This window comes from Pseudomonas sp. NPDC089996, assembly GCF_044748405.1.
In the GTDB taxonomy this organism is placed as follows: Bacteria; Pseudomonadota; Gammaproteobacteria; order Pseudomonadales; family Pseudomonadaceae; genus Aquipseudomonas.
This window is the reverse complement of record NZ_JBIVGA010000008.1, coordinates 268,860-280,565: the sequence shown is the minus strand read 5'-3', so window position 1 is coordinate 280,565 and position 11,706 is coordinate 268,860. Positions and strand designations below refer to the sequence as shown.

9 protein-coding genes are annotated in these 11,706 nt (G+C 65.5%); all 9 read left to right on the top strand.

The window, feature by feature from the left end:
- Positions 1 to 11: 11 nt before the first annotated feature.
- A complete protein-coding gene (locus ACIPW4_RS16675) occupies positions 12 to 1,583 on the top strand; it encodes a flagellar hook-associated protein 3 (RefSeq protein WP_400659617.1) in 1,572 nt (523 codons plus the stop codon).
- Positions 1,584 to 1,697: 114 nt separating this feature from the next.
- A complete protein-coding gene (locus ACIPW4_RS16670; RefSeq protein ID WP_400659615.1) occupies positions 1,698 to 5,279 on the top strand; it encodes a glycosyltransferase in 3,582 nt (1,193 codons plus the stop codon).
- 116 nt (positions 5,280 to 5,395) lie between these two features.
- Positions 5,396 to 6,169 carry a glucose-1-phosphate cytidylyltransferase gene (gene rfbF / locus ACIPW4_RS16665; RefSeq protein ID WP_400659612.1) on the top strand — a complete coding sequence of 258 codons (774 nt, stop codon included), beginning with the start codon at positions 5,396 to 5,398 and terminating at the stop codon, positions 6,167 to 6,169.
- Complete coding sequence (gene rfbG / locus ACIPW4_RS16660; protein ID WP_400659610.1) at positions 6,151 to 7,233, top strand: CDP-glucose 4,6-dehydratase; 1,083 nt, start codon at positions 6,151 to 6,153, stop codon at positions 7,231 to 7,233. The genes rfbF and rfbG overlap by 19 nt, the downstream gene beginning before the upstream one ends.
- Complete coding sequence (locus ACIPW4_RS16655) at positions 7,230 to 7,790, top strand: dTDP-4-dehydrorhamnose 3,5-epimerase family protein (RefSeq protein ID WP_400659608.1); 561 nt, start codon at positions 7,230 to 7,232, stop codon at positions 7,788 to 7,790. The genes rfbG and ACIPW4_RS16655 overlap by 4 nt, the downstream gene beginning before the upstream one ends.
- Positions 7,787 to 9,010 carry a methyltransferase domain-containing protein gene (locus tag ACIPW4_RS16650; RefSeq protein ID WP_400659605.1) on the top strand — a complete coding sequence of 408 codons (1,224 nt, stop codon included), beginning with the start codon at positions 7,787 to 7,789 and terminating at the stop codon, positions 9,008 to 9,010. The genes ACIPW4_RS16655 and ACIPW4_RS16650 overlap by 4 nt, the downstream gene beginning before the upstream one ends.
- 5 nt (positions 9,011 to 9,015) lie before the next feature.
- The gene (locus ACIPW4_RS16645; protein WP_400659688.1) at positions 9,016 to 9,876 is read left to right on the top strand and encodes an NAD-dependent epimerase/dehydratase family protein; all 861 of its coding nucleotides are present in this window, start codon (positions 9,016 to 9,018) and stop codon (positions 9,874 to 9,876) included.
- Positions 9,866 to 10,960, top strand: a complete 1,095-nt coding sequence (locus tag ACIPW4_RS16640) for a class I SAM-dependent methyltransferase (RefSeq protein WP_400659602.1) — start codon at positions 9,866 to 9,868, stop codon at positions 10,958 to 10,960. Before ACIPW4_RS16645 ends, ACIPW4_RS16640 begins: the two co-directional genes overlap by 11 nt.
- Positions 10,957 to 11,691 (top strand): cephalosporin hydroxylase family protein, encoded by a 735-nt coding sequence (locus ACIPW4_RS16635; protein ID WP_400659600.1) that lies wholly within the window; start codon positions 10,957 to 10,959, stop codon positions 11,689 to 11,691. Before ACIPW4_RS16640 ends, ACIPW4_RS16635 begins: the two co-directional genes overlap by 4 nt.
- The last annotated feature ends 15 nt before the right edge of the window (positions 11,692 to 11,706 follow it).

The window sequence follows — 11,706 nt, the reverse complement described above, 5'->3', positions numbered from 1 at the left end:
AGTCTTGACCCATGCGTATTTCCACGGCCCAGTTCTATGCGTCCAGCGCGGCAAACTACCAGCGCAACTATTCCAACGTGGTCAAGACCAACGAAGAAGCCAGCTCCTTCGTGCGGGTCAATACCGCCGCCGACGACCCGGTGGGTGCGGCGCGCCTGCTGCAGCTAGGCAACCAGGCAGACATGCTGGCGCAATACAAGACCAACGCCACCAACATCACCAACTCGCTGAACCAGAGCGAGACCACGCTCAACTCGATCAACACGATCCTGTCGCGGGTCAACGAGCTGGCGATCGAGTCGGGTAACGCCGGTTATACCGACACCGAACGCAAGGCCAAGGCGGCCGAGCTGGGCCAGCTGGAAGACCAGTTGCTGAGCCTGATGAACAGCCGTGACGAAAACGGCCAGTACCTGTTCGCCGGCTCCAAGACCGACACCGCGCCGTTCGTGCGCAATGCCGATGGCACCTATTCCTACCAGGGTGACCAGACCCAGCAGGAGCTGCAGGTCGGCGACATGCTCAAGATGGCCGGCAACACCTCCGGTTACAGCGTGTTCGAGCAGGCCCTGAACACCAGCCGCACCTCCACCACCATGACCTCGCCCGCCGTGGATGACGGGCGCGTGAAGCTGTCCAACGGCCAGGTGTCTGGCAGCGTCACCTACAACGACCGCTTCAGAAGCGGCCAGCCGTACACGGTCACCATGCTCAGCAGCACCAAGTTCAGCATCACCGACAGCCAGGGCAACGACGTGACCGCAGAAGCCAGCCAGGGCGGCAGCTTCGACCCCAACACCACCGGCGGCTCGATGGTCAGCTTCCGTGGCGTCGACCTGCGTCTGAACATCAACCTGCAGGATGGCGACAACGCCGATGCCGTGGTGGCCGGCCATACCTTCACCCTGCAGAGCAAGCCGGACACCATTACCGCCACCCGTAGCCCGGGCAACGCGTCCAGCGCCCAGGTATCGTCGATCAACGTCACCGACCAGGCCAAGTACAAGGCCATGTTCCCGAGCGGCGGTGCGGTGATCAAGTTCACCAGCGCCACCGACTTCGAGCTGTACGCCCAGCCGCTGACCGCCGACAGCCGGCCGGTGGCCAGTGGCAGCATGGCGGGCAACGTGGCGTCGGCTGCGGGTGTGGATTTCACCTTCACCAGCACGCCGCCGCAGCAGTCCGGTGACCAGTACATGGTCAATGTCGACAATCACCAGACCCAGAACGTGCTGGACAGTGTGGCCAAGCTGCGCACGGCCCTGAGCCAGCCGATCGACGGTGACAACGCGGCCTACCAGCAGCTGCGCGCCGACCTGGATTCGGCCATCGCCAACATCCAGAGCGGCCAGGACACGCTCAGCCGGGCCGTCACCGATATCGGCGCACGCGGCAAGGCGCTGGAAATCCAGCAGAACACCAACGAAAGCCTGAGCATCGCCAACACCACCACGCAGTCGTCGATCCGCGACTCGGACCCTGCCGAGGTGCTGATCCGCCTGACTCAGCAGAAGACCACGCTCGAAGCCTCCCAGCAGGCGTTCGCGCGCATCAGCCAGCTGAGCCTGTTCAACGCGCTCTGAGTGCGCGTGCTGGCGTCGCCCTACTCCTGACGGGGGAGGGGCGACGCCGCGTTCCAACCTGGTACCGACTGTTCTGAATTCTCTGCGGGCAGTCACCTGTCGAGAGATTTCCTCGTGAGCCAAGCCCCCCTAGTCAGCCTTGTCATCCCCGCCAGCAATCCGCAGTTCTTCCGTGCCGCCCTGGTCGGTGCCCTGGCGCAGGACTACGACAACCTCGAAGTCATCGTCTGCGACGACAGCCAGGGGCCGCAGATCGAATCGGTGGTCGAGTCGCTGCGCGACCTTGCGCGTCACCCGCTGATCTATGTGCGCAACCCGCAACCGCTGGGTTTTGCCGGCAACCTGCAACAGGGCCTGGAGCAAAGCCAGGGGTGCTACATCAAGTTCCTCTGTGACGATGATCGGCTGATGGCCGATTGCGTCTCCAGCCAGGTGCGGCTGTTCGAAGCCCGTGGCGATATCAGCCTGGTCGCGTCCCGGCGTCACTTGGTGGACGCCGAAGACCACATCCTGCCCCAGCGCCTGGAGACCAGCCCGGTCACCTTCGGCGATACCTTGTTCAACGGCGACGACCTGCTGGACTTTTTCGAGACCCGCCAGCTGAACTTTATCGGCGGCCTCAGCAGCGTGCTGCTGCGCGCCAGCGATTTGCGCGAACTGCTGCCGGCCTTGGCGCCGGGCTTTGTGGCCATGCTCGATTTCGTCTTGTTCGTGTGCCTGCTGCGGCGCGGGCAGTTGGCCGTGACCGCCGGGGTGCACTGCATGGAGCGGGTTCATCCCGGGCAGCTGCGTCGCCAGAGCGAGGTCAAAGCGGCAGCGGCCGGCGAGGCGCAGCAGCTGCGTGCCATGTTCGCGGCCCGCGTCGCCGAGCGCGAGCCGTTCTCTGGCTGGGTGCGGGTGCAGTTCTTCCAGTGGGATGGTCTGGATGGCCAGCGCGAGTGGGAAAACCTGTTCCTGGTCCACACCCTGCGCTGCCTGCAGGCGATCCAGGAATCCCATGTGGGCAGCGACAGCGACAGTTTTGTCGAGCTGTACGCCAAGTGGCTGGCCTGCCGTCAGGACCCCCTGGTGCTGGCACGGTTGATGCGGCTGAGCGAGCACTGGCCGCAGCGCCCGCGCATCGTGCCGGTGGTGATCGACAGCGAAGGCGATGCCCAGGCCCTGCAAGTGACCCTGGACAGCATCGCCAGCCAGGCCTATGGCGCCGAAGCGACCCTGGTGCTGTCCAGTGCGCGCCTGGCGGCCGGCCTGGGCAGTCACGTCGACTGCCAGCCGTTGCAGGCCGACTGGGCCGTGCAGTTGAACGCGCTGGTCGAGCAGCGCGACGGTGCGGACTGGGTCTACCTGCTGCGTGCCGGCGACCGGCTCAATGCCTTCAGCCTGATGCTGCTGGCCGAGCGGATCGTCTCGCACCCACAGATCGCCTGCTGCTACGGCGATGAAGGCGGCCTGCGCGATGGTGAGTCCGTGGAGCCAGTGTTCAAGCCAGACTTCAACCTCGACCTGATGCGCGGCTACCCCTACACCGGTCGCATGCTGGCGTTTGCCTGCGAGGGCTTGCACGCGCTGGGTGGTTTCACTGCCGGCTACCGCGAGCTGGCGCCCCACGACCTGCTCTGGCGCCTGGTTGAAAGCCGCGGCCCGCAGACCATCGAGCACATCCCGGAAGTGTTGGGGGAGAGTGCATTTGGCTACGCCGCCTGGCTGTCCTCGCCAGCGGTCATCGCGGAAAACCCGCAGGTGCTGGAAGCGCACCTGAAGCGCCTGGGCGTGGCCTATCGGCTGCAGAACAGCGGCGGGGCGATCAACCAGGTTCGCTACCTGCATGCTTCGCAGCCACTGGTCAGCCTGGTGCTCAGTGCCCAGGACCAGTTGCCGGCACTGGAGCGCTGCCTGGAAAGCGTGCTGCAGCACACGGCTTACGCGCAGTACGAAGTGCTGATCGTCGACAATGCCAGCCAGGGCGCGGATACCCACGCCTGGCTCGCCGCCCTGGAGCAGTTGGGCGGCGGCAAGTTGCGGGTGTTGAGGCTGGGCGAGGAAAGCAGCTTTGCCGCGGTGCAGAACCTGGCCGCGCAACATGCCAGCGGTGACTACCTGCTGATGCTCAGCCCTTACGCCGTGATCACCGAGCCTGATTGGCTCGACGCCCTGCTCAGCCATGGCCAGCGCCATGAAGTCGGCGCGGTCGGCGCCAAGCTGTGCAATGGTCACGGCCTGGTCGTGCATGCTGGCGGCGTGCTGGGCCTGCGGGGCGCCGTGGGCTCACCGTTCGTGGGCGAGCCAATGGAGGCGGGTGGCTACATGCAGCGCCTGCAGGTGGCGCAGAATTACTCGGTGGTCGGAGCTGACTGCCTGCTGGTGCGCAAGCAGCTGTTCCTGGAGTTGGGCGGGCTCGACGACAGCGTGTTCAGCCTTGCCTTCAGCGATGTCGACCTGGGGCTGCGCCTGGGGCAGGCGGGCTATCTCGTGGTGTGGACGCCCGACGCCCGGCTGGTCCTCGACCCGCCAGCGGCGCCGGCAGCCGATCCGCAGCGCGAGGCCGAGCGCCAGGCGCAGCTTGCGCAGCAGCACGAGGCCTTCTTCCGCGCCTGGATGCCGGTGGTGGCGCGAGATCCGGCCTACAACATCAACCTGTCGCTGAACGGGTCCAGCTTCTGCCTGGACCCTGGCCTGAAGGCCGCCTGGACACCGTTCATCAGCCGGCCGTTGCCCCATGTGCTGGCGTTGCCGATGAACAAGACCGCCGTTGGCCATTACCGCGTGATCCAGCCGGTAGTGGAGCTGGAAAAGGCCGGCTGGGTGACCCAGCAGCAGTACTTCGAGATTCCCACCAGCATCGAACTGGAGCGTTGTTCGCCGGACGTGGCGATTCTGCAGGGGCGTTATACCGAAGGGTTCGTCAAGGAGATCGAGCGGCTCAAGACGTTCTCCAAGGGCTTCTGCATCTATGAGCTGGACGATTACGTGATCGATGTGCCGAAGAAGAACGGTCACCTCAAGCATACGCCCAAGGATCTGGAGCGGTCGCTGCGCCGGGGGATCGAGCGCTGTGACCGGCTGGTGGTCTCGACCCAGGCCTTGGCCGATGCCCTGCATGACACCCACAGTGATATCCGGGTGATGCCGAACATGCTGGCCGAGCCACTCTGGACCGGCTTGCGCAGCCAGCGCCGGGCCTCGCGCAAGCCGCGGGTGGGTTGGGGCGGTGGCACCAGCCACACCGGCGACCTGGAGGTGATTGCCGATGTGGTCAAGACCTTGGCGAACGAGGTCGAATGGGTGTTCTTCGGCATGTGCCCGCCGGCGTTGCGGCCCTACATCAGCGAGTTCCATCCGCCGGTGCCGCTGGAGCTCTACCCGGCCAAGCTCGCCAGCCTGAACCTCGACCTGGCCCTGGCGCCGCTGGAATATCACATCTTCAACGACTGCAAGAGCAACCTGCGTTTGCTGGAGTACGGGGCCTGCGGATATCCGGTGATCGTCACCGATACCCGTGCCTATGAAGGCTACTTGCCGTGCACGCGGATCAAGACCAACAGCACGGCAGAGTGGTTGGAGGCGATTCGCATGCACCTGGCTGACCCGGATGAAAGCTACCGTCTGGGGGATCGCTTGAAGCAGGAAGTGCTGAGGGATTACGTACTGCGTGAAGAGCATGTGCAGCATTGGTATAGCGGGTGGATGCCGGGCTGACCAAAGCCGGCAACGAAAACGCGCCAGCTGGCGCGTTTCCTGCAAGCCCTCCGTCATATCGCCATAAATCGTGCAGTCACACGATCCTTGGCCGGTGACGAACAAGAGGGGACAACATGAAGGCGGTAATTCTGGCCGGTGGACTGGGCACGCGCATCAGCGAGGAATCCCACCTCAAGCCCAAGCCCATGATAGAGATCGGCGGAAAGCCAATTCTCTGGCACATCATGAAGCAGTACTCGGCCCACGGCATCCACGACTTCGTGATCTGCCTGGGCTACAAGGGCTACGCGATCAAGGATTTCTTCGCCAACTACTTCCTGCACACCTCCGACGTCACCTTCGACATGCGCGCCAATCGTATGGACGTGCACCAGAACTACAGCGAGCCCTGGCGTGTCACCCTGGTCGACACCGGTGAAGAGACCATGACCGGCGGCCGCCTGCGCCGCGCCGCACGCTATCTGGAAGATGAAGAAGCGTTCTGCTTCACCTACGGCGATGGCGTCTCTGACCTGAACATCGGCGCCCTGGTGGACTTCCACCTGGCCCATGGCAAGCTGGCCACGGTGACTGCCGTACAGCCCCCGGGGCGCTATGGCGCGCTGGAGCGCGACGGTGATCGAGTCTGCGGTTTCGTCGAGAAGCCCCGCGGCGATGGTGGCTGGATCAACGGCGGCTTCTTCGTGCTCTCGCCCAAGGTGATCGACTACATCGCCGACGACCAGACCTCCTGGGAGTCCGAGCCACTCGCCCGCCTGGCTGCGGCGTCGCAGCTCAATGCCTTCCAGCATGACGGCTTCTGGCACCCGATGGACACGCTGCGCGACAAGAACCATCTGGAACACCTCTGGCAAAGCGGGGAGGCCCCATGGAAGCAGTGGGACTGAGCCCGGCATTCTGGCAGGGCAAGCGCGTCCTGCTGACCGGCCACACCGGGTTCAAGGGCAGCTGGCTGGCCCTCTGGCTGCGAGAGCTGGGGGCGCAGGTCACAGGCTTCGCACTGGACCCGGGAACCGAACCCAGCCTGTTCGAACTGGCCCAGGTCGGCCGCGAGATCACCGATGTGCGGGGCGACCTGCGTGACCTTGGAGCGCTGCTCGATGCCGTGGCCACGGCGCAGCCTGAAATCGTCTTGCACCTGGCGGCGCAGCCGCTGGTGCGCGAGGGCTATCGCGACCCGCTGGGCACCTATTCCAGCAACGTCATGGGCACCCTCAACCTGCTGGAGGCCATGCGCCAGGTCGGTGGCGTGCGGGCCTGCGTGCTGGTGACCACCGACAAGGTCTATGCCAACCAGGAATGGCCCTGGCCCTATCGCGAGAACGAAGCCCTCGGCGGGCACGACCCGTACAGCAGCAGCAAAGCCTGTTGCGAGCTGCTGGCGCAGTCCTATGCCGCGTCGTTCTTCCCGGCCGACAAGCACGCCGAACACGGCCTGGCCATGGCGACCGCGCGTGCCGGCAATGTGCTGGGCGGTGGCGACTTCGCCGCCGACCGGTTGATCCCGGACGTACTCAAGGCCTGGTCCGCCGGTGAGCCGGTAACCCTGCGCTACCCGCAGGCCGTGCGCCCCTGGCAGCACGCCCTGGAACCGCTGGCCGGCTATCTGCAGCTAGCCGAGCGCCTGTATCGCGAGGGGCCTGCCTATGCAGGTGCCTGGAACTTCGGGCCCGGTGAGCAGGATATGTGCAGCGTCGGCGAGGTGGTTGCCCAGCTCGCCCATCAGTGGCCGCAAGCCCCCGGCATGCAGGTCGAGCCAAGCGAGCTGCACGAAGCCGGCCTGCTGCGCCTGGACAGCTCGCGCGCACGGCAGCTGCTGGGCTGGCGCACGCGCTGGTCGCTGCACGCGTGCCTCAAGCACACCCTGGACTGGCACCTGGCCTGGCAGCGTGGCGACAACATGCGTGCCCTTACCCTTGAGCAGTTGAACCTGTACGCGGAGCTGTCGTGACTGACCTGTTATTGCACGCCTTGCCCCTCGGCGGTCTGTTCAGTGTCCAGCACAAGCGCCACGGCGACGCCCGCGGCCAGTTCGCCCGGCTGTTCTGCGAGACCAGTCTGGGCGCACTGGGGGCGCCGTTCCATGTACGCCAGATCAACCATTCGCACACCGTCGGCCAGGGCAGTGTGCGTGGCCTGCACTACCAGCTCGGCGATGCCCCGGAAGCCAAACTGATCACCTGCCTGCGCGGCGAAGTGTGGGATGTGGCCGTCGACCTGCGTGAAGGCTCACCGACCTTCCTGCACTGGCACGCCGAACACCTGCGCGCCGGGGACGGCCGCAGCCTGCTGATCCCCGCCGGGTTCGCCCATGGCTTTCAGGTGCTGGGTGACGAGGCCGAGCTGCTCTACCTGCACAGCGCCGACTATGCCCCGGGCCGCGAGGGCGGCTTGTCGGTACATGATCCACGGCTGGCCATCACCTGGCCGCTGGCTGTCAAGAATCTGTCGGCCCGGGATGCCGAACATCCCTGGCTGGTCCCCTCGTTCACCGGAGTGTGTCCATGAATTGCCGTGGCTGTGGTACCTGCCTGAGCCTGCCCCTGATCGACCTCGGCACCGCGCCGCCGTCCAACGCCTACCTGCGCGCCGAGCAACTGGCGGCAGCCGAGGCCTGGGTGCCGCTGAAGGTCGCGGTGTGCGAGCAGTGCTGGTTGGTGCAGACCGAGGACTACACCCGCGCCGAGGCGCTGTTCGATGCCGACTACGCCTATTTCAGCTCCTACTCCAGCTCGTGGCTGGCCCATGCCCGCGACTACGTGGCGCAGATGGTCGAGCGCTTCGGCCTGACTGCACAGAGCCGGGTGGTGGAGATCGCCGCCAACGATGGTTACTTGCTGCAGTACGTGGCCGAGCGCGGCATCCCCTGCCTGGGCGTGGAGCCCACCCGCAGCACCGCCCAGGCGGCACGTGACAAGGGGCTGGAAATTCGCGAAGTGTTCTTCGGCCAGCAGGCTGCCGAGGCGCTTGTGGCCGAAGGCTGGTCGGCTGACCTGATGGCGGCCAACAATGTGTTGGCCCATGTGCCGGACATCAACGACTTCCTGCGCGGCTTCGCCACCCTGCTCAAGGCCGATGGCGTCGCCACCTTCGAATTCCCGCACCTGCTGTGCCTGATCGCCGAGCATCAGTTCGACACCCTGTACCACGAGCACTACTCGTACCTGTCGCTGACGGCGGTGAACACCCTGTGCCAGCGCAACGGCCTGGAGATCTTCGATGTCAGCGAACTGCCGACCCATGGCGGCTCGCTGCGGGTGTTCGCCCAGCGCGCCGGCGGCCCGCAGGCACGCTGCGCCAGTGTCGACGCGCTGCTTGAAATCGAGACGGGGGTGGGGGTGGCCACGGCGGCGTTCTACAACACCCTGGCGCCGGCCGCCGAACGTATCAAGCACCAGCTGCTGCGCTTCCTGTTGCAGGCCAAGGCCGAGGGCAAGCGTGTGGTCGGCTACGGCGCGGCGGCCAAGGGCAACACCTTGTTCAACTATGCCGGGGTCAAGCCTGACCTGCTGGCCTGGGTGGCCGACGCCAACCCGCACAAGCAAGGCAAGTTCCTGCCGGGTAGCCGCATTCCGGTGGTGGCCCCCGAGCGGCTGGCCATCGAACAGCCGGACTACGTGCTGGTGCTGCCGTGGAACCTGCTCAGGGAAGTCAGCGAGCAGCAGGCTCAGGTCCGTGAATGGGGCGGGCGCTTCGTCATTGCGGTGCCGGAGCTGACCGTCCTGTGAACGCCATGAACGTGCTGGTTACCGGCGCCACCGGGTTCGTCGGTCGCCACCTGGTTGGCGTACTGCTGGCGCGCGGCCATCAGGTGCGTGCCGTCGCACGCGGCCTGCAAGCTGCCCAGGCGATGCCCTGGTTCGACCAGGTCGAGTTCGTCCGCGCCGATATTCACGACCCGCAACTGGACGTCGGCACGCTGTGCGAAGGCATCGATGCGCTGGTGCACCTGGCCTGGCCCGGCTTGCCGAACTATCAGGGTCTGTTCCACTTCGAGCACAACCTGATGGCCGACTACGGCTTCATCCGGCGCGTTGTGCAAAGCGGCGTGAAGCAGGTGCAGGTCAGTGGTACCTGCCTGGAATATGGCCTGCAGGAGGGTGCATTGGCCGAGTCGCTGGCGTGCCAGCCGGGCAACCCCTATGGCCTGGCCAAGCATAGCCTGCGCCTGTTCCTCGAAAGCCTGGCCCGGCAGCAACCGTTCACCCTGCAATGGGTACGGCTGTTCTACCTGTTCGGTGAAGGCCAGAACCCCAACAGCCTGCTGGCGGCGCTGGACCGGGCCATCGATGCAGGCCAGCCGCATTTCGACATGTCGGGCGGGGAGCAGCTACGTGATTTCCTGCCCATCGAAACGGCTGCCGGTTACCTTGCCGGCCTGCTCGAACAGGCTGATTTCAACGGTGTGGTCAATTGCTGCAGCGGTCGGCCGATAGCCGTACGCACGCTGGTCGAGGCGCATATCGCCAAGCGTGGCGCGCAGATTGCGCTGAACCTGGGGCATTACCCCTATCCGGCCCACGAACCCATGGCGTTCTGGGGCGATGCCCGCCAGCTGCGGGCGCTGTTGGGAGTGGCTTGTGATGAAGCATGAGTTATACCGCGCCACCGGCTTGCCGGTGCTGCAGAACCGCACCTTCGCCGACGCAGCGTCGGCACGCGCCTCGGCCAGCGCCGACATGTGCCTGGTGCAGGATGGCCACACCGGCCTGGTCTACAACGACGCCTTCGATGCCGACAAGCTCAGCTACGACAGCGACTACCAGAACGAACAGGGCCATTCGGCGCGCTTCCAGCGCCACCTGGATGACGTCGAGGGCGTGATCGCCCGGCACTTCAGGGGCCGCAGCCTGATCGAGGTCGGCTGTGGCAAGGGCTGGTTCCTCGAACTGCTGCGCGAGCGTGGCTATGCCGTCACCGGCATCGACCCGGCCTACGAGGGCGACAACCCCGATGTGGTCAAGGCGCCGTTCACCCGCGAGCTGAATCGTCGGGCCGAGGGCATCGTGCTGCGCCATGTGCTCGAGCACATCCAGGACCCGGTGGCGTTCCTCGCCGCCATCGCCGACGCCAACGGCGGGGCAGGGCAGATCTACATCGAAGTGCCGTGCCTGGACTGGATCATCGAGCACAAGGCCTGGTTCGACCTGTTCTACGAGCACGTCAATTACTTCCGCCTGGATGACCTGCGCCGCCTGTTCGGTACGGTCGCCGAAGCCGGCCACCTGTTCGATGGCCAATACCTGTATATCGTCGCCGACCTCGCCAGCCTGCGTGCGACCTTGCAGCCGGTGCCCGCACTGACCCTGCCCGTCGACTTCAGCGCCAGCCTGGACCACGCCGTGAGCATCGTGCAGCGCGATGCCGGGCGCGGTTCGGCGATCTGGGGGGCGTCGTCCAAAGGCGTGATCTATTCGCTGTTCCTGCAACGTGCCGGCGCGCCGGTGGACTGGGTGATCGACATCAACCCGGCCAAGCAGGGCCGTTACCTGCCGCTCAGCGGCGCCCGGGTGAGCTCGCCGCAAGAAGCGCTGGCCGCCTTGCCTGACGGTGCGCACCTGTTCGTGATGAATTCCAACTACCTCGAGGAAATCCGCCGCATGACCGACGGCCGCTTCACCTACCACGCCGTCGACAGCGCCGATTTCACCCACCTGCCAACCGAGACCGCACAATGACCGACTCGCCGATCAAGGCCTTCGAAGCCGAATGCACCGCGCAAATCGCCGCCCAGGGTGAAGACCAGGCGCTGCAGCAAGTGTCCCGTGACTTCTTCAACCAGTCCGCTGCGCACAAGTACACCTACCACTTCTCCTGGATGGGCCGGCCGATCATTCAGCTGCCCCAGGACATGATGGCGATGCAGGAGATCGTCTGGCAGGTCAAGCCGGACCTGATCATCGAGTGCGGCATTGCCCACGGCGGTTCGATTCTTTACTACGCCTCCTTGCTGGAGCTGCAGGGCCATGGCGAAGTGCTGGGCATCGACATCGACATCCGCCCGCACAACCGCGAGGCCATCGAGGCGCACCCGATGAGCAAGCGCGTGCGCATGATCGAAGGCTCGAGCATCGACGCCGGCATCGCCGCGCAGGTCAAGGCGATTGCCGAAGGCAAGAAGGTCATCGTGGTGCTCGACTCCAACCACACCCACGCGCACGTGCTCAAGGAGCTTGAGCTGTATGCCCCGCTGGTGGCTGTGGGCAGCTACTGCGTGGTGATGGACACCGTGGTCGAGGACATGCCGGCCGACTTCTTCCCCGACCGCCCGTGGGGCCATGGCGACAACCCCAAGACTGCGGTCTGGGAGTACCTCAAGGGCAACGACAGTTTCGAGATCGACTACCAGCTGCAGAACAAGCTGCTGGTCACCGTGGCGCCGGACGGCTACCTGCGCCGGGTTCGCTGAGACACTCAACAACGG